A 23,147-nucleotide genomic window follows, 5' to 3' on the forward strand; every position below is an offset into this window, starting at 1 on the left:
GAAATCTTTTATGTGAGGTCTCCTGCTTTTTCTTTACTCTAAAACGGAAGGAGGTTTCCCATGGCCCGTCTGGTCACCAAGTTCAAATACCTAAAGCCGGATCAGGAAAAGCCCATTGGCGGGTATGCCACCTACATTGCCACCCGTGAAGGTGTGGAGAAGATAGATGAGTCTTTCAAGCTGGCTCCCGCAACAGTGAAACAACAAAAGCTCATTGAAAAGATCCTGAAGGATTTCCCGGATAGTGCCACGATGCTGGAGTATGAGGACTACCAGAGAGAAAAGACTGTGGGGGCCGCCTCTGAATTTATCACCCGTGCCATTGAGGATAATGCCCATGAGATCCTGAACCAGAAAACCTATGCCGACTATATTGGCACCCGGCCTGGTGCGGAACGCTTTGGTAGTCATGGGCTGTTCACGGATGATGGCGTTCAGGTAAAGCTGAAAGAGGTATCCCAGGAGCTGAATGCTCATCAGGGAAATGTGTGGACGCTTATTATTTCTCTGCGCCGGGAGGATGCGGAGCGCCTTGGTTTCAATACCGGCATCCGATGGAGGGATATGCTCCGGACGCAGACACAGGCCCTGGCTGACAGCCTGAAGATCCCCATGGATCATCTGAAATGGTATGCTGCCTTTCACAATGAGAGCCATCATCCCCACATCCATCTGCTGGCGTACTCTACCGTCGAGAATGAAGGTTTCCTTACCAAACAGGGTGTGGCAAAGATGCGGTCTTCCCTGGCCAAAGATATCTTTGAGCAGGATCTGCTCTGCATTTATGAAAAGCAGACGGTTCAAAGGGATGAGCTGCGCCTGCACAGCAAGGAGCTGATCGTAGAGATTGTCTCCCACATCAATGCCGGAACCTATGATAATCCCAAGGTAGAGGAACTGCTCCTGCGTTTGGCTGACCGGCTTTCTAAAACTAAAGGGAAAAAGGTCTATGGCTACCTGAAAGCGGATGTGAAAGCGTTGGTGGATGCCATCGTGGATGAGCTGGTGGCAGATGAAAAGATTGCCGCTCTTTACAATCTGTGGTACGAACAGAAAGAAGAAGCACTCCAGGTCTATACAGAAGCACTTCCACAGCGAGTGCCGCTCTCACAGAATAAAGAATTTAAGCCGATCAGGAATGCAGTGATCCAGGAGACCCTGGGCCTTCATGCAGACCGGCAGGATGTGGAGGAACCGGCTCAGGCCGATGCTCCTGATTTGGAAATGCCAGAAGCTCCGGAATCAGATTCTCAGGCGGACGATCCCATCGAGCCAGATCTGCCTCCCGCCTTTCGCTCTTATTCTGGCGGAAGGGGCCGGAAGAAAGATACCTGGTGGACGGATGAATATAAGGCGGCCCGTGCCTTCCTCTATGGCACGAAGACATCCAAACCGGATTTTGAACAGGCTCTGGCCGCTCTGAAGAAAGAAGCTCTGCGTGGCAATGGTTTTGCCATGCATGATCTTGGCAAAATGGTTCTGGCCGGTCTTGGCTGTGAAAAGGAGGAAGAACAGGCACAGGAATGGTTCCGAAAAGCATTCTCTGCTTTCTGCGCCAGAGAGCCAAAGGAGGAAAAGCCAGGGTATCTCCGATACCGGATCGGCAAGATGTACGCCTTCGGCTATGGCGTGGATCAGAACTATCTGAAAGCTGCCGAGTGGTATGAAAAATCGGTTGCAGAGGGAAATCCCTTCGCTGCCTATGCCTTGGGCAGTCTGTATCACCGAGGCCAAGGCGTGGATCAGGATGAAGAAAAAGCGTTTGATCTGTTTACCATGGCGGCCACAGATGAGAATAAGCCGAACGCTTACGCTCAGTATGAGCTGGGCCGGATGTGCCGGGATGGGATTGGCACTGCGCCGGATCAGGCGGCATCGGAACAATGGTACAGCCGAGCGTATCAGGGATTCCTGGAAATCGAACAAAACATGGCGGATGACAAGCTGTACTACCGTCTGGGCCAGATGAACCTTACCGGCACAGGAACAAAGAAAGATCCAAAGCAGGCCAGAATGTACTTTGAAAAGGCGGCGGAGCTTGGCAATGCCGACGCCATGTATGGCCTGGGGAAACTGTATCTGAGCAGAGATTTCTCTGGCCGGGATGTGAAAAAAGCAATCGACTATCTCATGGGCGCAGCGGGGAAAGACCATGATTATGCCATGTACACTCTCGGCAAGTTGTTTCTGGAAGGAAAAGAGATCCCTAAGAATCCGGAGTACGCTTTGCGCTGGCTGGAAGAAGCCGTGGAGAAAGAGAATCCCTATGCGGAATACCTCTTGGGGAAAACATTGCTTCAAGGTGTGGATCTTCCCCAGAACATTCCCCGTGCGGTTTCTCTTCTGGAACGAGCAGTGTCACGGAATAATCCCTATGCGGCGTATGCCTTGGGGAAGGCCCTGCTGGAAGGAACCGTTCTTCTACAGGATCTTCCAAGAGCTATGGAGTTGCTTGCTTTCTCTGCGGATCGAGGATTCTCCGCAGCACAGTATCTGCTGGGCAAGATCTTCTCCAATGGAGAACTGCTCCCGAAGGACATTCCCAGAGCGGTACGTTACCTGACGAGCGCCGCCGAGCGGGATCACGAGTACGCACAATATCTTCTTGGAAAACTCTATCTGGCTGATGAAGGTATCCCCAAGGATGCGAATGCGGCTCTCTATTGGTTTACCAGGGCGGCAGATCAGGGAAACGCCTTTGCTCAATATCAACTCGGCAAGCTGTTCCTGTATGGCCGGGAGGTGGAGCAGGACATGGAAAAAGCCATTTCCTATCTGACCGCCTCTGCCGATCAGGGGAATGTCTATGCTGCCCAGCTTCTCCAAAGCGTCCACAGCAACCGGAATTGGTCGGCGGCCCTGGGCAGCCTGCGGCTGTTGCAGCATCTGGCACGGATCATCCAGAACCGGATCGAGGATGAGCGCAAAGGCGGTAAGGGCGGGATCGACAGAAAGTTAAAGCGCAAGATCGATGAAAAGAAACAGGCCCATGGTCTGAAACAGGGCTGAGAAAGGAGGCTCCATGGCGACAACTTATATTCACTTTACAGAAGAACAAAAAGATCAGGCCCGCCGCACGGATCTGCGGTCTTTCCTTCTTGGACAGGGTGAAAAGGTGGAGCGATCCGGATCGGAATACAAGTGGAATCATGGTGGAGAAAAAATCACGATCCGGGGAAATCTATGGTTTAATCAGTATGAACCAGATAGTGGAGGTGGTGATGCTATTGCCTTTGTCAGAGAATTTTATGGTCTGGATTTTCCGGAGGCGGTACAGTTCCTGTTGAAACAGCAAGGCGTTGCCATCCTTCCACAAAAGAATATACCGGAAAAGGAGAAAAAGCCTTTTGCCCTTCCAAAGAAGAATGAGGACATGCGAAGGGTTTATGCGTATCTTTTGAAAGCAAGGTTTCTGGATCGGGAGATTGTGAACGCCTTTGTCCGGTCGGGCCTGCTCTATGAAGATGCGGAATATCACAATGCGGTTTTTGTAGGTGTCGATGAAAATGGGATTGCCCGCCATGCCCACAAACGCGGAACCTATTCGGACAGCGGCTTCAAGGGCAACGTAGATAGCAGCAATCCCGATTACAGCTTTCACCACATCGGGAAAAGCAACCGGCTGTATGTGTTCGAGGCCCCCATTGATATGCTGTCCTATCTTTCTCTGCATAAGGAGAACTGGCAGGAACACAGTTATGTGGCACTCTGTTCCACAGCCACTTATGGGGCAATGCATATCCTGAAGGCGAATCCGCAGATTGATACCGTAATCACCTGCCTCGATCATGACAGTGCGGGTATCGAAGGGAACTACCGTCTGAAAGAAGAAATCCTCCGGCTTGGGGCCTATACGGTCATTGCGGAGCAGCCCCGTTTTAAAGACTGGAACGAGGGCCTTAAAAGCGAGCATGGGTTGGAACCCATCCCCGGTACAGAGCATCCCGGCCTTCAGCGGATGCAAGGACTCTGCAAAGATTTATCCTCCACATTTACCGGCTGTAAGTGCTTAAAATATCCGCTGGATGAGCTGCAGAAACGACATTGCAGAATCCGGGAATTGAAACAGAATAATTGGGAAGAACTGTTCATGCAATCCTACGAAATGGCGGGGATTGCTTTTTTATTGGGCCAGAAACAATTCGCTTCACTGGAGAAGTCCTACACAGCAGAACAATATGGGAAGATCCTGTTCCGTCTCTATGCGCCTCATCATGATAAGATCGGATACAAAGCCCGTATCTCTGAGATTGGGGATCGCCTGGGAGAAATCCGGCAGGCTTTTCAGAAAAATGAGATTCTGCCGGAATCCGCACAGATGGAACAGATCAAGAATACGCTCTCCCTGTCCGTGGACTGCCTGCGGCTGTATGCTTATGTAGAGCGTGAGCAACTGGAAATGCAAAGGAGGGAATCATCATGCCAAAACGAATCTTTATCAATGGCAATGCAGCAATGAAAATCTGATTGAAAAGGAGTGATAAAGAAAACAGGAAAGCGTGTTGTCCTATGGATAATATCGCAACTTTAATTCTTGTGGCTGTGGTAATGCTTGGCATCCTGGGCGGCGTCTCGTTGATTGCCCACATGTACACGCTCAATATCAAGAGCAAGACCGTTGGCAATGGCCAGCACGGAACTGCGAGGTGGGCTACGAAATCGGAGATCCGGAAAACCTATAAACACATCCCCTTTGAGCCGGAGCAGTGGCGGCAAGGCAAACACTTGCCCAAGGATCAGGGAATTGTGGTGGGATGCACCAGCTCCAGGGGCGGAACCACAGCCCTTATCGATACCGGCGATGTCCATGCCCTGATGATCGGCGCCGCCGGTGTCGGTAAAACTGCCTATTGGCTTTATCCCTGCATCGAATACGCCTGCGCTTCTGGTATGAGCTTTCTCTCAACAGATACCAAGGGCGATGTCATGCGGAACTATGGAACCATCGCCAAAGAGCATTATGGCTATCAGGTATCGGTGATCGACCTGAGAAATCCAACCCGGAGCAATGGCAACAATCTGCTCCATCTGGTAAACAAGTATATGGATCTGTACAAAGAGCATCCGAAAGAGCTGGTCTACAAGGCCCGCTGTGAGAAGTATGCCAAGATCATCAGCAAGACCATCATCCTCTCCGGGATGGATGCGGCCAGCTTTGGCCAGAACGCCTATTTCTATGATGCGGCGGAAGGTCTGCTGACTGCGACCATCCTATTGGTCGCTGAGTTCTGCGAACCGGAGAAGCGTCACATAGTCTCCGTGTTCAAGATCATCCAGGAGCTGTTGGCTCCCTCGCAGAAAAAGGGAAAAAATCAGTTCCAGCAGCTCATGGAGCTTCTGCCGGATGACCACAAAGCGAAATGGTTTGCCGGTGCTGCTCTCAATACTGCCGAACAATCCATGGCCAGTGTTATGAGTACAGCCCTATCCAGATTGAATGCTTTTCTGGACTCCGAGCTGGAGCAGCTCCTATGCTTTGACACGGAGATTGATGCGGAGAAGTTCTGCCGGGAGAAATGTGCCATCTTCCTGATCATGCCGGAGGAAAATCCCAATACCTTCTTCATGATCTCCCTGATCATTCAACAGCTTTACCGAGAGATCCTGGCCGTGGCGGATGAGATGGGCGGGAAACTGGAAAACCGCTGTGTGTTCTTCTGCGATGAGTATGGAACCCTTCCAAAGATCGAGAGTGCTGAAATGATGTTTTCTGCCTCCCGTTCCCGCCGCCTGCAGATCGTGCCGGTCATCCAGTCCTTTGCCCAGCTTGAAAAGAACTATGGCAAGGAAGGGGCAGAGATTATCGTGGACAATACCCAGCTCACCATCTTCGGCGGCTTTGCGCCCAACAGTTCCTCGGCAGAGGTGCTATCCAAGGCCCTGGGGAGCCGGACGGTCATGTCCGGATCGGTCAGCCGGGGGAAGAATGATCCGTCCCAATCCCTGCAGATGATGGAACGGGCGCTGATGACACCGGATGAACTCAAAAGCATGCCCAAGGGTCAGTTTATCGTCATGAAGACCGGTTTCTATCCCATGAAGGTCAAACTGAAGCTGTTCTTCAAATGGGGCATCCAGTTTGAAGAAGAATATGCTGTGGAGGAAAAGGGCAATCGTAAGGTGGCCTATGCCGAGAAGCAGGAGATCCTGGACGGGATCGTGAAGAAGTACCATCCGGAGTGGCTGATGGAGAATGCTCCGCCAGCAGAGGCCATCCCACCAGCAGGAGGGCAGGCACAGGCCATGACAGAGCGAAATCAGCCATCCTCCAGGGAAAAAGGAAAGGGCGGCGGCACAGGACTGCGGACTGCGCCAAGAGCCGCCAGACCGGAACGTAAGGCGGAGGAAGGCATACAGGAGAGTCGGATGCTCCATCTGCCAAAAACTGCGGAGGTGAGTGAGGATGGGCAGGCTTGATTTCCTCTACCGCATGGAACTACCACACCGGGCTGTGGCAGTTTATTTGTATCTTTATGACCGGGCCAATTGGGATGGGGAATGCTGGCCTTCCATCCCGACCATTGCCCGTGAACTGAAACTGTCAGAATCAACTGTGAGACGGGCGATTCAGGACTTAAAAAAGGCGGAGCTTCTCGTGACTGAGCAAAGGTACCGTGCCAGGGGCGGCAAGAGCAGCCTGCTTTTTCAGATCCGGAAACTGTGACCATGTAAAAATACCACCTTCCGCCAAGGGGCAACTGCGCCCTTTTGGTGAAAGGTGGCACCTGGCATGATGACAGGAGAAGGTGAACTTCCCACTGTAAGAGAGATTTACAGCAGAAAAAGAAGAACAGCAGCCTGAATGGATCAGACTGCTGACTCTTATTTCTCTGCTTGTATCTCAAAGCAATATCCAACTTCCCGGACAGATCGGATGGTAAAGGGAGCATTGGGTGCTGCCTGGTACAGTTTCTCCCGTAGGTTGCAGATGTGAAAGCCGATGGTGTTGCGCTCGTTGCCTGTGGGGAAATCGTTCCATATTTTTTCGTAGATCTGATTATAGGTCAAAACCCACCCTTTATTGGTAACCAGCAGAAGAAGAATCTCATACTCTTTATGCGTTAGCTGAATCTCTTGATGATTACGGAAAACTTTCCTTCTACGTGGATATATGTCCAGACCGGGAAACGAGAGTATCGGCTCATCAATCATCGTCCATTTTTTCAATTCCGGATGGCTACGCAAAACAGATAAAATATCTTGAAAAGCTGTTGAGTCCTGTGTTGGCAGTTCAATCATAATAACATGTCCGATACTATCACCTCCAAGGACAAACTATCTAAAATATGGCTGAAGGATTGCTACTTGGCAAGTACTCTAACGTCTTTTATTCTTCCTTTTCCCGGAATCCCCAAGCCTCAAAATCCGTATCGTCCTCCTCCGGCTCCACCTCATCGGTATAATCGGAATCGGTGGCCTCTGCCGGGGGATTGAGCATATAGGGAGTGACCCGTACCGGCGCTTCGTTCTTGAGCGCCAGCACCTTGGGGACTGCCTTGCCGCAAAACACCATGGCGGCGGCAAAGGCGAAATACTGCACACAGCTTGTAAGATAGAGATTCACAATGGCCAGTTCATTTCCCTGCACAGGGACACCCTGCTCAAGCTGCCGGGAAATGTTTTGGTGGCAGGCTGCCAGGGAAACAAAAGCTGTAATCAGCAGCACCACCGCAAGAACATAAAATGCGACGGAAAGGATAGCCCCTTTTTTCGAGGGCTTTGTGATCGGATTGCTGTCTATCTCCATCAATGCGCCCTCCTTTCACTGTGGGGAGCGTTGTTTCTGCGGGATTGGGACTGGGCGGCTCCATCTTGAACACGCTCCAGCACCTGCAGCTCACCCTTTTTCAGCCGAAATACCACATCAGCCTGTTTCGCCAACTCATTAGAGTGAGTAACGACCACCACACACTTGTTCATCTTGTGGGCGCTCTCTTTAAGAATTTCCGTGATGTCCTGGGCAGTATCCTCGTCCAGATTGCCGGTAGGCTCGTCCGCCAGGATCACCGGAGCCTCGCTTGCCAGGGCACGGGCGATGGCCACACGCTGCTGCTGGCCGCCGGAGAGCTTCAGCACATTGCGCTTGGCTTCTTCTTTCGTCAGCCCCAGCCGCTCCAGAATGGGCAGCGGCGGCAGCTTGGAAGTCAGCGACACATTCTCTGCGGGGGTCAAGTAGTCGATCAGGTTGTACGCCTGGAAAATAAACGCCACATGGTTTTTCCGGTGGTCGGAAAGGCCAGTCTTGGCAATGTCCTGCCCATCGAAGTAAATCTGGCCGCTGCCGGGGCTGTCCAGGCCGCCGATCAGGGAGAGCAGGGTGGTTTTGCCGCAGCCGGAAGGACCCAGGATGGCGTAGAGTTTGCCCTGTTCCATTTCGGCGTTAACGCCTTTTAAGACTTTCTTTTTATTATCGTAGGAATATCCCACTTGTTTGATTTCCATGATACTCATAGTGATTACCTCATTTCGTTATTTTAGGGGGTGGATAGTCTTATTCCATCTGCGCCAAAATCTGCTTGGGCTTCAACCGCATAGTCGAGATACTGGACACCAGCACCGCCGCCACCAGCAGAATGCCGCCCACAATGGCCACCAGCATGAAATGCTCCGGCGTGACGATGACATTCTCCGCCGCTTTGCCGAACAGCGTTCCCAGTGCCCCGGCCACTTGCTTACTGGATAGGTAGGCCAGCGGGAAGGCCACCACCGCAATCAGCAGGGTTTCCAGCACATATTGGAGAATGACCGCAGGCTTGGCGATTCCAACGGCCAGCAGGATTCCGGTTTCCCGTTTCCGGCTGCGGATGGACATGGAGAGAATCAGGATAATCAGCACCATGCTCACAGCGGTAATGACAACAATGAGGGTAGTAATCAGGGTATTGGTATCGGAGAGTGCGTTGGAAATATTCTGATATACCTCATCGTTGGCGGAAATAATAAAGTTGTTCCAGTTAATGGAAGAAATGTTCTGCACTCTTTCAATGATGCTGTCCAGTTCAGCAGCGTCTTCCACAAAGAAATGGGCTTCTGTAGGGTTATAACCATCACCATATTTTATAGCCATTTCCTTCATCGCATTGAAGCTGCAAAAAGCGTAATCGGTATAATCCCACAGTGTAGCAGCATCATACATAGTAGCCTCATCATCTTTATCGGCAATGACATCAAAAAAACCTACTATCTCCATATCAACTTCAGGATCGTCATTATTAGGATCATTGATTCCAGTAATTTTATCACCTATTTTTAACCCATTCCGTTCAGCGTTTTCTTTACTAATGATAAGGCCATTTTTTACATTTTCTGTAATATGCGAACCTTCTACCAGCTCAAATCTTCCGGATGAAAAAAGTTGATTGTATTCCGTATTTATGGAACCATAGGTATAATAAATATCAACCACATTATCATTAACAAGTGCTTCACCGGATTCGTTATAATAATGGGGCATAGCAACAAGCGCCGCATCATATCCTGCAATCCCATCTACGGAAGAAATTTCCTGAAGCATTTCGTCCGTGATAAATTCTTGTGTGCTATAAGAACCGCCATTGCCGCTGGCCCAGCCTCCTGTGGACAGGTTTCGTTCCACGGTAAAGCTGGCCCCGGTGGTCCCCCGGACTTCCTCGGCCTGTTCTTCCTGAGCGTCGGCAATCGCCAGCCCGGAAAGCACCAAAGTGGTAATGGCCAAGAGCAGGAAGAACACCAGCAGCGTCTTTTTCCATTTCCGTGCGCTGTATAAAATCGCTCGTATTCCTAAATTCGTTTTATGGTTCATATTGCGCCTCCTTTACTCCATCTGCGACAAAATCTGCTTGGGCTTTAACCGCAGGGTCGAGATACTGGACACCAGCACTGCCGCCACCAGCAGGACGCCGCCCACGATGGCTACCAGCATAAAGTGTTCCGGCGTGACAATGACATTCTCGGCTGCCTTGCCAAACAGCGTCCCCAAAGTTCCCGCCACTTGCTTACTGGAGAGGTAGGCCAGCGGGAAGGCCACCACCGCAATCAGCAGGGTTTCCAGCACATACTGGAGAATGACCGCGGGTTTGGCGATACCAACCGCCAGCAAAATCCCGGTTTCTCTTTTTCGGCTGCGGATTGACATGGAAAGGATAAGAATAATCAGCACCATGCTCACAGCAGTAATAACAACAATGAGGGTGGTAATCAGGGTGCCAGTGTCAGAAAGGGCGCTGGAGATATTCTGATACACCTCGTCATTGGCGGTGATATTGAAATTGTTCCAGTTGATAGAGGAAATCTTTTGTACTTCCGCAATTACGCTATCTAACTGAGCAGCGTCGGAAACATAGAAGTTTGCTTCTTCAATCTCGTCGGTTCCCCATCCTTCAACCAACTGGACCATTGCCCCCATACTGCAAAAGGTATAATCGGAATAATCAAAGTAGGATGAGGCGTCATACATATTAACCTGATCGTCCTTGTCCGCTACCACATCAAAAATACCAACGAGTTGCATATCCACTTCCGGGGTATTGTTTTCTGGGTAGCATACACCTGTTATTGTGTCGCCAATTTCCAGCCCATTTTCTTCTGCGAGTTCCCGGCTGATGATAATTCCATTGTCTATATCGTCTGTAATATGCGACCCTTCTACAATCTCCAGTTTCCCTGACAGGAACAACTCGCTATATTCAGAATTGATAGTGCCATAGGTGAAAAAGCTGTACACCTTTGCAGGCAGTGCTTTTCCGGTTTCATCATAGAAAAACGGCATCAAAATAAATGAAGCGTCATATCCTTCGATTCCGTCCACAGACGCAATTTCCTGAATCATATCTTCGGAGATAAACTCCTGCGTACTATAAGTGCCATCGCTGCCATTTGACCAACCACCAGTAGATAAGTTTCTCTCCACCGTAAAGCTGGCCCCAGTGGTTCCCCGGACTTCCTCAGCCTGTTCCTCCTGAGCGTCGGCTATGGCAAGGCCGGACAGCACCAGGGTAGTAATAGCCAGGAGCAGGAAGAACACCAGCAGCGTCTTTTTCCACTTTCGTGCGCTATATAAAATCGCTCGTATTCCTAAATTCATATCGTCTGCACCTCCTTAACTCATCTGCGACAAGATACTCTTGGGCTTCATCTTCATGATCGGGTAGGCCGCCAGTGCGGTAGAGGCCACACACAGCACCATGCCGAAAGCCCATACCAGTGCGTAATCCTCGGCGGAAACAGCCACCTCGATCTCGGCAAGGCCCAAATCCTCGGTGGGTTCTTCTTCCGCAGTGTCGCTTTCCCCGGTCAAGTCCACCGTTTCATAGGTTTCGCTTGTCACCTGGGAGAGCAGGCTGCTCCCGATCTGATGGGAAATGGCTGTGCTGGTGCCGAAGGAGATGACCAGGGCGATGGCCGCCACAAGAATCACTTCCAGCAGGTATTGCAGCAGCACCGAGCCTTTGGAAATGCCCATTGCCAGATAGACGCCGGTTTCATGGATTCGCCCACGGAGCCGCAGCGTCAGGAACAGGGCCAGCACCAGGAAACAGATCACCGATACCACCGCAATGGCGATAAAGACGATGTTCTGCAAGCCCTCCAAGGATTCCTTGGCGTTCTGATAGTCGTTGTCATAGCGGGTCAGGGTGCAGCTTTCCCAATCCACGCCTTCCAGTTCCTGCACATCGGTCATAATGCGCTCCAGCTCGTCCGGGTCGTTCACATAAAAATCCCCGTATTGGACATTGGTGGTTCCCTCTGTGCCGTAGAGCAGGAAAGAGGCGGTGGAGAGGTCGGTGAAAACGATATTGTCGTAAAGGTCATAGGACGGGGCCATGCCGATGGAATCCTGTTCCTCGGTGTTGGTGAAGATCCCGGCCACCGTCACGGGGATAGTCTTATCTTTGTCCTCCACATTCCCCAGCAGCATGGTGTCGCCCACAGACAAGCCGTTGCGCTGGGCGAATTTCTCATGGATCAGCACCTGGCTGCCGGTTTCGGTGGTGATAGGGTTGCCCTCCACCATCTCAAAGCCGCCATCGGTGAAATAGCTGTCCTCCTGAGAATTGGAGTTTGCCACCACCCGTCCGGCGTTCTCATAGCCCTCCGGCACCTGGGCGGCGCCCTCGGTGTTGATCTCCAGAAGGTTCCCGTCTGCGTCAAAGTAAGTAGCGTAGGTGTAGGAGCGCAGGGTATACCTGCCGCTCAAACCATCCACATCAAGAATCTGGCTCACCGTATCCTCCGGGATACCGTTTTCCAGCGTCTTGGCGTTGATGGTGAAATAGCCCAGCAGGGCTTTTTTAATATTGGCGTTGGCTGTTTCCGTGGCCGATTGGATGGAAAGGCAGGTCAGCATCAGCGTGGCCATGACCAGCAGAAACGCCAGCAGCGTGAGGGTCTTGCCCTTTTTGCGGATGGAATACAGGCAGGCCCGTTTGCACAGGTTCATGTCTGAGCCACCTCATTTCTTTCGAGTAAAACCAGTGGGTTCACTTGTGTACCTCCTAACGTAGTTTTTTCGGGGCATTTCTCGCTCCGGTGGTATCCCCGTCTGCCGGGAACACCCTTATGGTACACTACGAAGGTGGAGTTGAGGTGGAGTTGAGATATTTTTTAGGTGGAGTTGGGGATAGAGCGCAAAAAAGCCGAGGGGCTTTCGCAAGGAAAACCTCTCGGCTGTGTAGAATAAATTTATTCGATTATCTATCCCGAAAACTTAGGATTTACTTATATCTATTCCTATAAAAGTGTCAATATATATCCGTCTATCAGAGCAATTAGCAGATACATAATAAAGGCTCTGATAAACGCTTCTATATGCTTTTTCGGATTTTGATACAATTCCTTTTCTGGTATTTTTCTTAAACGAACACGCTTTGTATTCCGCCACCATAAAAGGTCTACAATAAATAAGTCAAAGATATTCAATCCCTGTCCTATAATACATAAACAAAGAAAATTATGTGTGAAGCCATTTTCTTTGATAAACAACCCTAATATAAATAGTACGAACAGAAATAACAGAAAATTGGATATAAATGTAACCACTTTATTGCTTTCCTTAAATTTTCCTTGATATTCTGCAATACTCTTTATTCGATTTTGCACTTCATCTGGATAAGATGAATAGCTTTTTAAATTTTTGTTATCTGTACCTGTTTCCCAAAAACATATTAGAAAAAACGCGATACATAAAATTACGGTTTCGATTATTATAATCATTCTGTTTCACTCCAAATTAGGATTTGTCTCTTTGATTATACCAAATTAAAGCTCCCAATTCTACCAGAGAGGTTTAAAATCTCTAAGAGCAGGCCATAAAATTTCTCGCTCTATATTAAATATGTTAATACCAAACCAAAACTATTTTTCGAACAGTCTGAGGCTAAGATTTCCCTACCGCCAGATAGCGCACAAACAGAGGGTTGCTCCTACATTGCTGCCTTCGGGAAGATAGCCGTAAATCGTACTCCATCCTCCGTATTCACCATGCTGTGCTGTATTCCATGGTGATCCAGGATGGTTTTAGTGATATACAGCCCCAGGCCGCTGCCGCCGCTGTTCCGGTTCCGGGATTTGTCCACCCGGTAGAAGGGCGTGAAGATACGCTCCAAATCTTCCTCGGCAATGTGGACGCCGGTATTCTCCACAGAAAACGCCTCATCCTTTTGGGTAACAGTAATCACCGCGCCCACCGGTGAATAGGCTACGGCGTTTCCGATCACGTTGGTGAACACCTTCTCCATGAGCCGCCGGTCCCCCTGGTAGTGATATTCCGGCTGGATGTCCATGCGAAGCTCCATCTGCTTGTCCTCCATCCGGCCACGGAACTGCTGGCAGACCTTTCGCAGCATTTGGCTGATGTCCAGGTCGGTGCGCTCCAGGTGGAAATCGCTGCCGCCCATCCGGGCCGCCGACAAAATCTCCTTGACCAGCGCCTCCATGTCATTGGTGGTTTTCATACACCGGCGCAGGTAAGTATCGCGGTCTTTGTATTCGCCAACCTGATAGATCATACCCTCCAGTTGCCCCTTGATGATGGCGATGGGGGTTTTCAGCTCATGGGAGACGGCGGTGAAAAATTCCACGCGCCGCTTTTCCTGCTCGCGTTCCCGCTCAATATCTTTCTTCAACTGCAAGTTTGCCGCCTTCAAGCTGTCCATCGTATCGCTCAAACGCTGGGCCATTTCATTCAGGCTGGCGGCCAGCACACCGATCTCGTCTTGCCGGTTGACTTCACACTTCCAGGTCATATCCAGGGTGGTCATCCGTTTCGCCACATTGCTGATGCTGACCAGCGGCTTGGAGTAGTACCGGGAACAAACCACCGCCCCCATGACGGAGATCAGCAGGATCACAACGGCGATAAAGGGGATGAGTTTCAGCAGGATGTCATAGGACTGCGCCACCGCGACCAAGGCGGCATTGGCAAATACATGGTAGGTCTGCCCACCTTGCTGGAATGTTGCGGAACAGCTCATAGAGGGGGCGGAAGTGTCCAGGTTCTCTATATCGGCAAAATTCACGGAAAACAGATTATTCCCATAATTATCGTTGACTTTCACCGAAGCGTTGTTCCTCATGGAAAATTCCATCAAACTGTCCGAACTGGCCTCCCAGCCGTTCCGTTCCAGGACTGCCATCAAGTCATAAAAATCGGAAGTGACCTGGCCTTCCAGCTCCGTATGGTAATTTCTCGGCAGGAAAATCATCACCATGCCGTAAATGAGGATGCAGCAGACCACCAGCAGCGCCAGCATACTGAGGAAGGTCTTGGCCTGAATGCTCCCGCTAATCTTCCTTTTCAATTTTATATCCCGCCCCTCTCATGGTTTCTATGTAGTCCACACCCAGCTTCTTGCGGATATTCTTGATGTGGGTGTTTACGATTTTTTCGTCGCCAATATAGTCGTAGCCCCAAACCGTATCCAGCAGCCTTTCCCTGGACACCACCCGGCCCTGGTTCTCCAGAAGGAGCTTCAAAATCTCAAATTCCCTGGTGGTCAGGGAAACGCTTTCTGTTCCCACAAGGACGGAAAGGCTGTCCGTATCCACCGTGATTTCCTTATAACGGATCACGGTATTGGGCGCAGCGCCGCCCTGTTTGGCCCGACGCAACACCGCTTCGATGTGCTTCATCACCACCGGCATGGAAAAGGGCTTGGTGATATAGTCATCGGCCAGGGCGTCAAAGCCCTTCATCTGACTGTCGTCATCGTCCAGAGCCGTCAGCATGATGATGGGAACACGGCTTTCTTTCCGCAGGATCTCACACACGGCAAAACCGTCAATTTTCGGGAGCATTAAATCCAGAAGCACCAGGTCAGGCTTGTTCGCCCGGAACTGTTCGATCCCTTCCATGCCATCCGCGGCCAGGATCACCGTGTAGCCGGCGTCCTCCAGGAACGCCTTGATAATGTTCTGAATGGATTCTTCATCCTCTATGATCAAAATCATTTTTGACATTGCTTGCACCTCCAAGGGTAGTGTACCATACGAAGGTGGAGTTTTGGTGGAGTTAGTGTGTCTTTTGTACAAAATAGAGAAAAATATTTTTGTTTTCGCAAGCTGATAATTACAGGATTTTAGAGGAAGATGGGCAGGTTTGATTTTCTCTATCGTATGGAGCTGCCGCACCGGGCTGTGGCAGTCTATCTGTATCTATATGACCGGGCCAACCGGGATGGGGAATGCTGGCCCTCCATTCCGACCATTGCCCGTGAACTGAAACTGTCAGAGTCTACGGTAAGACGGGCAATTCAGGATTTGAAAAAAGCGGAGCTTCTCGTCACTGAGCAAAGGTACCGTGCCAGGGGCGGCAAAAGCAGCCTGCTTTTTCAGATTCGGAAATCATGACCGTGTAAAAATACTACCTACCGCCAAGGGGCAACTACGCCCTTTTGGTGAAAGGTGGCACCTGGCATGATGACAGGAGAAGGTGAAATTCCCATTGTAAGAGGGATTTACAGCAGAAAAAGCAGAACAGCAGCCTGAGTGGATCAGACTGCTGACTTTTATTTCTCTGCCTGTATCTCAAAGCAATACCCAACCTCCCGGACAGATCGGATGGTGAAGGGAGCATTAGGAGCTGCCTGGTACAGCTTTTCCCGCAGATTGCAGATGTGAAAGCCGATGGTGTTGTTTTCATTGCCAGAGGGAAAGTCTCCCCACACCTTCTCGTAGATTTGGCTGTATGTAAGCACATGCCCCGTGTTGGCCGTAAGCAATAGAAGTATTTCATATTCCTTTACAGTAAGCTGAATTTCTTGGCGGTCACGAAAAACTTTCCGCTTGCCTGGATAGATCTCCAGCCCAGGGAGGAATAACATCGGCTCCCTGGGCAATTCGTATGTTTCTATCTCCGGATGGCATTTCAGGATGGAAAGAATCTCATCGAATACTTCAGAGTCTTGTTCTTGCAGATCTAAGATGATTACTCGTCCGATGGTACCACCTCCTGGTTGTTGTTTTTAAAAGACTTTTTAAGGTGTTCAAAACTTTCTGCGCTGATAACATGTTCGATTCGGCAAGCATCGGTCTCTGCGGTTTCAGGATTAACGCCTAATGCTATAAGTCGTTCTGTAAAGAAGCAGTGGCGCTCATAGATTTTTTCAGCCACCTCGCGGCCCACATCGGTCAGATGGAGAAAGTGATCCTCGTCCATCGTGAGAAAGCCGCCGTCCCGCAAGGTAGCCACTGCATGGCACACGCTGGGCTTCGACACCTCCATGTGCCGGGCAACATCTACGGAGCGCACCATGCCGAGTTCCTTTTGGAGAACAAGGACGCTTTCCAGATAGTCTTCTCCGGACGCATGAAGTTTCATCTGAACCTCCTTTATGCAGATAATTTCTGTTCGGCGTTCCACATGGCTGCATACTTTCCGTCTTTAGCCAGCAATTCATCGTGAGTACCGACTTCAGCAATTTTCCCATCAGATACCACAAGGATTTGATCTGCATTTTTGACGATGGAAAGGGTATGAGCAATCATTACCACAGTCTTTTTCTCTTTCAGAAGATTGGCTATGGCCTGCTTAACTGCCAGCTCGTTCTCGATGTCAAGGGATGCTGTTGCCTCATCCAAAAGCAGGATCGGGCTATTTTTCAGAATAGCGCGGGCGATTGAAATTCTCTGGCGCTCACCGCCAGAGAGAAGGTTTCCGTTTTCGCCGGTCGGCGTATCGTATCCTTTTTCCATCTTGCGGATGAAGTCGTCACAATTAGCCTCCCGGCAGGCAGCCTCGATTTCCTCGTCCGTGGCGTTGGGGCGGGCGTGCCGGATGTTCTCACGAATGGTATCATCAAAGAGAAATACATCCTGGTCTACCATAGAGATTTGTTCCAGTACACGCTCTGCGGCCACATGGTTGATTGGTTTGCCTCCGATGAAAATAGTTCCCCCATTCGTCTCGTAGTATTTTGCAATCAGGTTCAGAATAGTGGATTTACCGGAACCGGAGTCCCCGACAATGGCCGTGAGCTTCTGGTCTGGCACCGTAAAGGTGGCGTGTTTCAGCACCGGCTCTCCAGGTACATACGAGAAGTCCACATTGTCAAAGGTAATTTCATGTGTGGCAGTATGAAGCGGCTCCATACTGCCGGTTTCCTCTGGTTCTTCAATAATGTCTACAACTTTATCTTTGGAGATTTTCAAGTTTTTGTAGCTCATCAGGCCACGGGAGATGGAGTCCGAAAGTTTTGCAAGCAGCATGGGCAGCATACAAATCAACAAATAGGAAATCGGGTCCAGTTTCCCGGACAGCATAGGGATAGAAGCCGCCCATATCATTACAGGTAGTCCGATCCACAAAAAAATACATTGTATTGCATTTGTCGGAATACCATGTTTCTCGTAGTTGTAGCTCACATCACTGAAATGTTGTAGAGTAGATGTTACCGTCTCATTTTTTGTCCCGCCAATACCATAAGCCCGAAAGGTCTGAATACCCGTGGCATATTCCACAATGCTACTGACTGTTTCGGCGCTGACAGCGTTTTTCTCTGTACCATACTTGCGGACAACCCGGAAAGAGAGCCAGAGGAATGGAATTAAAACCAATTCGACGCAGGCAAGGATGATGCCTCCCGGCAGCCAGATACAGCCTACAAAAATAACCATCATCGTGCAGAAGGTAATATGTTTCACAATATCCCCAACTGTATGAGTAAGGATTTTTTCATAGTTATTGACATCGCTGGTAACGATGTTGATGTATTGTCCAGTCTGGCCTTGCGTAAATCTGGACAGAGGTATGCGCTTTATTTTATCTCCCAGGAATAGCCGGGTACGGTTGCTGACCGCTGCACCACCGATCTGACTTTGTGTATAACCAACGCTGTAAATCACAATACGCAGAATGAAAATGCCGCCTAAAAACAGAGAAAGCCGGAGCAGAGAGGGCGAGTTGATTGTACCATTCCACAGCATTTTCATTGCTTCATAAAGGAGCAGAAAGTTAAAACCGGACAGCATACCTTCCACAACATTTAGAACCATACCAAGATAAAACCGGCTATTTTTCTTTAATGGCTTTTCACGCATGATCTGCACCTCCTTCCAACTGATAAGTAATATTGCGGGCCGTTTCATAATCTGTCCAAGCCTGGTTGTAATAAGCATTATCCTGCCGGACTTCATCATGTGTTCCTACACTCGTAATCGTGTGATTTTCGACAACGGCTACCCGATTGCACATTTTCAAGGCCCCCAAACGGTGAGCAACAACGATTACCGTCTTGCCTTTGCACAGGTTTTCAATAGCCTTATCAATCTCCACCTGATTTTCGGGGTCTGCAGCACTTGTAGCCTCGTCTAAAATCAGAATAGGTGCATTTTTCAAGATAGCACGCGCTATTGCAATCCGCTGCTTTTCGCCGCCGGAGAAGCGGGAACCGAAACTCCCTACCTTCGTATCGTAACCGTCCGGCAAAGACATGATAAAATCATCAATCTGAGCTTCTTTTGCGGCAGCCCGCACTTCTTCCAGAGTGGCATTGCTGCCCATACGGATATTTTCAAACACGCTGTCACGGGTAAGAAAGGTCTTTTGGAATACAATTGCTATATTCTGCAAAAGTGTTTCGTAGTTGATCTCCTTGACATCCTTACCGCCTATCAGTACCTCGCCTTCCTGCACATCGTAAAAACGGGAAATCAATTCAATCACAGTGCTTTTTCCTGCGCCAGAGCGACCTACCAGAGCCATACGCTCTCCATTTTTGACTTTTAGATTACAATGTTCCAGAACATTTACCTTACCATCGTAAGAAAACCGCACATTCCGCAGTTCAATGTCGTGTGCCTGGGGAAAATCACCGCCACCCTCATAAATCGGCAGCTCTAAAATTTCCTCTGTTTTTGTAACCGCCTTAAGTACCTGCGCCATATTGCTGGATATTTCCTGCAAAGGACGGATCTCCGTCAGGTACATGGAACCGACAAAAGCAAACAACAGGAATACACTGGCTGTAATGGAACCATTCAGGAAAAACATACCGCCCAGCGGCACCAGCAACAGCATCCCGCACTCAATCACAACGATAAAAGAAGCGTAAAATGGCCCCATCCGTTTAGACATTTCATTCCAAACATCATTTTCCTCTTTTACAGCAGCAGAAAATTTCTGAAATGATTTACTTCCCATGTTATAGGCTTTTATCAGCTTCATACCGCTGATATACTCCACCATTACGGAGTTCAGATTAGCAACAGATTGGTTAGCACGCCCCATCATGCTGGATGCTCCCATAAACATCCCGCACATGACGAATAGCGCCAATATCAAAGGCACCAGCGATACCAATGCCAAAGGCACATTGACAGTCAGAAGGTAAATAAACACCACCACCGGCCCTATAAGGTAACAGATCAATTCAGGCACATTGTGGGCCAGAAACAGTTCCAGCTTTTCAATGTCCTCATTCAGAACCGTTTTAATCTCGCCGGTGCTGCGTTCATTCAGCGCACCAAGAGGTACTTTTGCCATGTGGTCGATCACCATACAGCGCACCTTCAGCAATGCACGATAGGCCCCTTTGTGAGATGCCACACCAGATGCACCAAACAATAAAAACCGGATAACGATACCGCCAGCGATTATGCCAGCATCCCGAATAACAAATTCTGTGGTACAGGTTCCTGTATAGACAGCACTCATCAGACTGTAAATCCCGTAATAAGGGATCATGGTACAAATTCCGCTGAAAAAGGATAGGATGACCGCCAGATACATCCAATATTTTTCTTTTCCAGCCCATTGGAGCAAGAGCCTGATTGAACTGCTCTTTTTCTCCTTCTGCATAAACTCACTCCTTTCATATCCATTCAACGGCTATATAGAAAATAGCTTTTTTAGATTTTCTTCATTATCCGGAACCAACGGAAGATCATCGCACTGCTCTCCGTGGTCAATATGAAGAACGCGGGAACAGGTACGGCAGACAAATTCATAATCGTGGGTTACGACAAAAATTACTTTCCCCATAGCAGAAAGCTTTTGGATCAGCAACGCAACCTGCTCCATACTATCGAAATCCAAACCGCTTGTGGGTTCATCAAATACCAAAAGCTCTTTTCCACAAATCATGCTGACAGCAACCGCCACCCTCTGCTTTTGTCCCCCGCTGAGTGTGTTCGGATGATGGGTGCGATAGGGTAATAAGCCCAGGCTATCCATTGTTGTTTCAATTAGCGATTTGTCTGGATTGCGGATACCAAAGGAGCATTCCGCTTCTACACTATCAGCAAATAATTCAAAGTTGACATCCTGCATGACCATGTAGGAGCGGCGCAGCCTTTCTTTCCCGTCTTGTGCTTTTTCATTCCACAGGAATTGTCCACTGGCTTCTTTATGTAATCCACACAGAGTACGGGAGAGAGTTGTCTTTCCTGCACCGTTATGGCCGACAACACCGATGATTTCTCCAATTCCTGCTGAAAGGTTGATATGTTCCACAATGGCCTGTTTCTTATAATACAAGCCCACATCCTGCAATTTCAGGATTTTATTCTCTGTCGCGCCTGGACTTGTGAATTGCGGATGTACTTCATGGAGATCCACGGCCCGGAGTCCCATGCGTTTCCGCTCGTCTTTTTCAATAGCCCTGAATTGCTCTGGCGTGTAAATCCCAGCGATTTGTCCCTGCTCCATATAGACAATACGATCCACAACATCCATCAAATAATAGAGTCGATGTTCCGCAATTAAAATGGTCTTTCCCTGTTGCTTAACAAGTTTCAGATGCTTTCTTAAATCTTGTATGGCATCCATATCCAGATTAGAGGATGGCTCGTCCAGCAAGTAAATGTCCGGGTTCATAGCATAAACTGAGGCGAACGCAACTTTCTGCTTTTCGCCGCCGGACAATGCGTGTAGGGAACGATTACGCAGTGACTGGATTTCTAAATCCGCCGCTGTGGTTTCTACTCTTTGGCGCAATACCTCCGTTGGCATTCCTTGATTTTCAAGGCCAAACGCAATTTCGCTGTCACTGTCAGTATTGAAAAATTGTGTGCGTGGGTTTTGGAATACGCTTCCTACCTTTTCTGATATTTCATACATAGTCAGGTCAGCAATATCTTTGCCATCAATCACAACCTGGCCTGTTAATTCTCCGTCATAAAATCGGGGGATGAGTCCGTTTACAAGTCGAGTGATTGTTGTTTTTCCGCAGCCGCTTCGCCCGCACAGCAGGATGCACTCTCCATTTTTGACAGTCAGGTTAATATTCCGCAAACCGCCTTGCTCCCGTCTCTCGTATGAGAAAGTTATGTTTTTCAGTTCAATCATTCAAAACACCTCCCCATAGAATTGCCCCACAAGAAACATGGCAAGGAAGGCAAGGACAACTATGAGGTCGGCTATGCCAAAGCCAATCCTTACATACGAAGTCCTTTGTGTGGGATTTTCAATTCCTCTTGTTACAGATGCGACCGTCAATTCGTCTGCTGTTTTGGATGCAGCCATCATCAGCGGAACATAGATACACTCGATTGTCATAGCCGGATGTAATATAAAATTTTTGAGATTAGGTGATACATCCCGCATCCGCATAGCGTCTTTGATAAAATGCCAGTCCTCCCGAATTGTAGGTACATAGCGCAGCATGACCGCAACAGGAATTACAATCTTCTGTGAAATATGGCTTCGGTTCATGGCAGAGAGAAATTCCCCCACTTTTGTCGTTGAAATGATAATGCCGGACAAAATGCCACAAGGATAAACCTTATGAACCAGCCCCAGGAACGCAATCAACATTACCTGCACATTGCCGGACGGCATCTGCAACACCGCCTGTGTCAGCAGATAGAAGCCACCATAGACAATAACACCGATAATGGAGTAGCGTACTTTCCCACAAACAATCCCAAAGCAGGCTACCAGTGCAACAACAAGCATTTCATAAAGAAGGGATGGAGCCATCGTTGCCGACAGGACACATAAGAGCAACAGCAGTATTTTTGTGCGGGGGTCTATCCAAAGACCTCTGCGTTTTTCCCCATTGCTCATGCGGTAATCCCCGCTTTTTCAAACTGCTTTTTGAGCAATTTCTTTCCTACAAGGCCGCTGATAATTCCCAGTACGATAGTTCCCAAAAGGATAACCGGCAACATTCCCGCAGGTGCAGAAGCCGTCATCATGTCAATGTATTCCTGCGAAGTTCCGTTGTCCAGCATTGTTTCAGCCCACGCAGCAGGATCGGCGAAATAAGCCAAAAATACACCGGCAGGCCCAAGGCAGAATAGAGAAAAAGAAGCAATATTCCACTTGATGTTTCGATAACCTTTAGCACCTGCGACGATTTCAGCCACGATACCCATGACGACATATCCCAAATCCATTGCCCAGTGCATTCCGAGTACATACCAGATAATACCATTGATAATGCCCAAAACGACGATACCACCACGCTTTGGTACTTTTGCTACCATCAGAAGATACACAGGTCCGCAGAGCAGGGCGATCCCAAACGGCTGATAGAAAGTAAGCGCAGGGTTTGGAGCAAACGGAAGGGAGCCGATAAGCTCAAACACGAAAAATAGTGCAGTAAAAATACCAATAGTTACAAGGTCCTTGACTGTAAGACCTTTCTTGTTCAGATACGATGATTGCGCAGACATATCCAAATCCTCCTTTTCAGAGAAGCGTTGCCTTGACGCTCCCCATTTCTTATGTT

At 49.1% G+C, this 23,147-nt stretch carries 21 protein-coding genes; 5 read left to right on the forward strand and 16 right to left on the reverse strand.

What is annotated here, in order from left to right:
- Positions 1-60 precede the first annotated feature (60 nt).
- From mobP3 to B5F08_RS01665, 4 genes are read left to right on the forward strand one after another with little or no spacing between them, the layout of a single operon-like run.
- Positions 61-3,009, forward strand: coding sequence for a MobP3 family relaxase (mobP3, locus tag B5F08_RS01650; protein ID WP_087376080.1), 2,949 nt, complete (start codon positions 61-63; stop codon positions 3,007-3,009).
- Between the two features lie 13 nt (positions 3,010-3,022).
- Positions 3,023-4,459: a DUF3991 domain-containing protein gene (locus B5F08_RS01655; RefSeq protein ID WP_087376081.1), complete on the forward strand. Its 1,437-nt coding sequence runs from the start codon at positions 3,023-3,025 to the stop codon at positions 4,457-4,459.
- A gap of 50 nt (positions 4,460-4,509) precedes the next feature.
- Positions 4,510-6,417, forward strand: a complete 1,908-nt coding sequence (locus B5F08_RS01660) for a type IV secretory system conjugative DNA transfer family protein (protein WP_087376082.1) — start codon at positions 4,510-4,512, stop codon at positions 6,415-6,417.
- Positions 6,404-6,664: a helix-turn-helix domain-containing protein gene (locus B5F08_RS01665; RefSeq protein ID WP_087376083.1), complete on the forward strand. Its 261-nt coding sequence runs from the start codon at positions 6,404-6,406 to the stop codon at positions 6,662-6,664. Before B5F08_RS01660 ends, B5F08_RS01665 begins: the two co-directional genes overlap by 14 nt.
- Positions 6,665-6,822: 158 nt before the next feature.
- Here B5F08_RS01665 and B5F08_RS01670 read toward each other — a convergent pair whose 3' ends face one another.
- From B5F08_RS01670 to B5F08_RS01710, 9 genes are all read right to left on the reverse strand, one after another.
- Positions 6,823-7,239, reverse strand: a complete 417-nt coding sequence (locus tag B5F08_RS01670; protein WP_087376084.1) for a winged helix-turn-helix domain-containing protein — start codon at positions 7,237-7,239, stop codon at positions 6,823-6,825.
- 88 nt (positions 7,240-7,327) lie between these two features.
- Positions 7,328-7,747, reverse strand: coding sequence for a hypothetical protein (locus B5F08_RS01675; RefSeq protein WP_204245149.1), 420 nt, complete (start codon positions 7,745-7,747; stop codon positions 7,328-7,330).
- On the reverse strand, positions 7,747-8,451 hold the full coding sequence (locus B5F08_RS01680; RefSeq protein WP_087376086.1) for an ABC transporter ATP-binding protein: 705 nt from the start codon (positions 8,449-8,451) through the stop codon (positions 7,747-7,749). Before B5F08_RS01680 ends, B5F08_RS01675 begins: the two co-directional genes overlap by 1 nt.
- Positions 8,452-8,491: 40 nt before the next feature.
- Positions 8,492-9,781 carry an ABC transporter permease gene (locus tag B5F08_RS01685; RefSeq protein ID WP_087376087.1) on the reverse strand — a complete coding sequence of 430 codons (1,290 nt, stop codon included), beginning with the start codon at positions 9,779-9,781 and terminating at the stop codon, positions 8,492-8,494.
- A 12-nt stretch (positions 9,782-9,793) separates the two neighbouring features.
- Complete coding sequence (locus B5F08_RS01690; RefSeq protein ID WP_087376088.1) at positions 9,794-11,062, reverse strand: ABC transporter permease; 1,269 nt, start codon at positions 11,060-11,062, stop codon at positions 9,794-9,796.
- Between the two features lie 15 nt (positions 11,063-11,077).
- A complete protein-coding gene (locus tag B5F08_RS01695) occupies positions 11,078-12,418 on the reverse strand; it encodes an ABC transporter permease (protein ID WP_087376089.1) in 1,341 nt (446 codons plus the stop codon).
- Positions 12,419-12,708: 290 nt separating this feature from the next.
- Positions 12,709-13,191: an ABC transporter permease gene (locus B5F08_RS01700; protein ID WP_087376090.1), complete on the reverse strand. Its 483-nt coding sequence runs from the start codon at positions 13,189-13,191 to the stop codon at positions 12,709-12,711.
- Positions 13,192-13,400: 209 nt separating this feature from the next.
- Positions 13,401-14,777: a HAMP domain-containing sensor histidine kinase gene (locus tag B5F08_RS01705; protein WP_204245150.1), complete on the reverse strand. Its 1,377-nt coding sequence runs from the start codon at positions 14,775-14,777 to the stop codon at positions 13,401-13,403.
- On the reverse strand, positions 14,761-15,435 hold the full coding sequence (locus B5F08_RS01710; protein ID WP_087376091.1) for a response regulator transcription factor: 675 nt from the start codon (positions 15,433-15,435) through the stop codon (positions 14,761-14,763). Before B5F08_RS01710 ends, B5F08_RS01705 begins: the two co-directional genes overlap by 17 nt.
- 156 nt (positions 15,436-15,591) lie before the next feature.
- Between B5F08_RS01710 and B5F08_RS01715 the strand changes: the two genes are divergently transcribed.
- Entirely contained in the window at positions 15,592-15,825 is a 234-nt protein-coding gene (locus tag B5F08_RS01715; RefSeq protein ID WP_330395800.1) for a helix-turn-helix domain-containing protein, read from the forward strand.
- A gap of 158 nt (positions 15,826-15,983) precedes the next feature.
- Here the strand turns inward: B5F08_RS01715 and B5F08_RS01720 are convergent, their stop codons facing one another.
- The 7 genes from B5F08_RS01720 to B5F08_RS01750 form a co-directional block, all read right to left on the reverse strand.
- Complete coding sequence (locus tag B5F08_RS01720) at positions 15,984-16,298, reverse strand: winged helix-turn-helix domain-containing protein (RefSeq protein ID WP_242968169.1); 315 nt, start codon at positions 16,296-16,298, stop codon at positions 15,984-15,986.
- 104 nt (positions 16,299-16,402) lie between these two features.
- Positions 16,403-16,795: a metal-dependent transcriptional regulator gene (locus tag B5F08_RS01725; RefSeq protein WP_087376094.1), complete on the reverse strand. Its 393-nt coding sequence runs from the start codon at positions 16,793-16,795 to the stop codon at positions 16,403-16,405.
- An 11-nt stretch (positions 16,796-16,806) separates the two neighbouring features.
- Positions 16,807-18,513 carry an ABC transporter ATP-binding protein gene (locus tag B5F08_RS01730; protein WP_087376095.1) on the reverse strand — a complete coding sequence of 569 codons (1,707 nt, stop codon included), beginning with the start codon at positions 18,511-18,513 and terminating at the stop codon, positions 16,807-16,809.
- Entirely contained in the window at positions 18,506-20,272 is a 1,767-nt protein-coding gene (locus B5F08_RS01735; RefSeq protein ID WP_087376096.1) for an ABC transporter ATP-binding protein, read from the reverse strand. The genes B5F08_RS01730 and B5F08_RS01735 overlap by 8 nt, the downstream gene beginning before the upstream one ends.
- A 30-nt stretch (positions 20,273-20,302) precedes the next feature.
- Entirely contained in the window at positions 20,303-21,760 is a 1,458-nt protein-coding gene (locus B5F08_RS01740; protein ID WP_087376097.1) for an ABC transporter ATP-binding protein, read from the reverse strand.
- Positions 21,761-22,480 (reverse strand): energy-coupling factor transporter transmembrane component T, encoded by a 720-nt coding sequence (locus tag B5F08_RS01745; RefSeq protein ID WP_087376098.1) that lies wholly within the window; start codon positions 22,478-22,480, stop codon positions 21,761-21,763.
- Positions 22,477-23,091, reverse strand: a complete 615-nt coding sequence (locus B5F08_RS01750) for an MptD family putative ECF transporter S component (RefSeq protein WP_087376099.1) — start codon at positions 23,089-23,091, stop codon at positions 22,477-22,479. The genes B5F08_RS01745 and B5F08_RS01750 overlap by 4 nt, the downstream gene beginning before the upstream one ends.
- Positions 23,092-23,147 lie beyond the last annotated feature (56 nt).

Source organism: Anaeromassilibacillus sp. An172 (assembly GCF_002160515.1).
GTDB lineage: Bacteria > Bacillota > Clostridia > Oscillospirales > Acutalibacteraceae > Limousia > Limousia pullorum.

Bases quoted from the DNA above. Each gene is read 5' to 3' on its own strand.
- mobP3 (WP_087376080.1), top strand. From the start codon at position 61: ATGGCCCGTCTGGTCACCAAGTTCAAATACCTAAAGCCGGATCAGGAA.
- B5F08_RS01655 (WP_087376081.1), top strand. From the start codon at position 3,023: ATGGCGACAACTTATATTCACTTTACAGAAGAACAAAAAGATCAGGCC.
- B5F08_RS01660 (WP_087376082.1), top strand. From the start codon at position 4,510: ATGGATAATATCGCAACTTTAATTCTTGTGGCTGTGGTAATGCTTGGC.
- B5F08_RS01665 (WP_087376083.1), top strand. From the start codon at position 6,404: ATGGGCAGGCTTGATTTCCTCTACCGCATGGAACTACCACACCGGGCT.
- B5F08_RS01670 (WP_087376084.1), bottom strand. From the start codon at position 7,239: ATGATTGAACTGCCAACACAGGACTCAACAGCTTTTCAAGATATTTTA.
- B5F08_RS01675 (WP_204245149.1), bottom strand. From the start codon at position 7,747: ATGGAGATAGACAGCAATCCGATCACAAAGCCCTCGAAAAAAGGGGCT.
- B5F08_RS01680 (WP_087376086.1), bottom strand. From the start codon at position 8,451: ATGAGTATCATGGAAATCAAACAAGTGGGATATTCCTACGATAATAAA.
- B5F08_RS01685 (WP_087376087.1), bottom strand. From the start codon at position 9,781: ATGAACCATAAAACGAATTTAGGAATACGAGCGATTTTATACAGCGCA.
- B5F08_RS01690 (WP_087376088.1), bottom strand. From the start codon at position 11,062: ATGAATTTAGGAATACGAGCGATTTTATATAGCGCACGAAAGTGGAAA.
- B5F08_RS01695 (WP_087376089.1), bottom strand. From the start codon at position 12,418: ATGAACCTGTGCAAACGGGCCTGCCTGTATTCCATCCGCAAAAAGGGC.
- B5F08_RS01700 (WP_087376090.1), bottom strand. From the start codon at position 13,191: ATGATTATAATAATCGAAACCGTAATTTTATGTATCGCGTTTTTTCTA.
- B5F08_RS01710 (WP_087376091.1), bottom strand. From the start codon at position 15,435: ATGTCAAAAATGATTTTGATCATAGAGGATGAAGAATCCATTCAGAAC.
- B5F08_RS01715 (WP_330395800.1), top strand. From the start codon at position 15,592: ATGGAGCTGCCGCACCGGGCTGTGGCAGTCTATCTGTATCTATATGAC.
- B5F08_RS01720 (WP_242968169.1), bottom strand. From the start codon at position 16,298: ATGTTATTCCTCCCTGGGCTGGAGATCTATCCAGGCAAGCGGAAAGTT.
- B5F08_RS01725 (WP_087376094.1), bottom strand. From the start codon at position 16,795: ATGAAACTTCATGCGTCCGGAGAAGACTATCTGGAAAGCGTCCTTGTT.
- B5F08_RS01730 (WP_087376095.1), bottom strand. From the start codon at position 18,513: ATGCGTGAAAAGCCATTAAAGAAAAATAGCCGGTTTTATCTTGGTATG.
- B5F08_RS01735 (WP_087376096.1), bottom strand. From the start codon at position 20,272: ATGCAGAAGGAGAAAAAGAGCAGTTCAATCAGGCTCTTGCTCCAATGG.
- B5F08_RS01740 (WP_087376097.1), bottom strand. From the start codon at position 21,760: ATGATTGAACTGAAAAACATAACTTTCTCATACGAGAGACGGGAGCAA.
- B5F08_RS01745 (WP_087376098.1), bottom strand. From the start codon at position 22,480: ATGAGCAATGGGGAAAAACGCAGAGGTCTTTGGATAGACCCCCGCACA.
- B5F08_RS01750 (WP_087376099.1), bottom strand. From the start codon at position 23,091: ATGTCTGCGCAATCATCGTATCTGAACAAGAAAGGTCTTACAGTCAAG.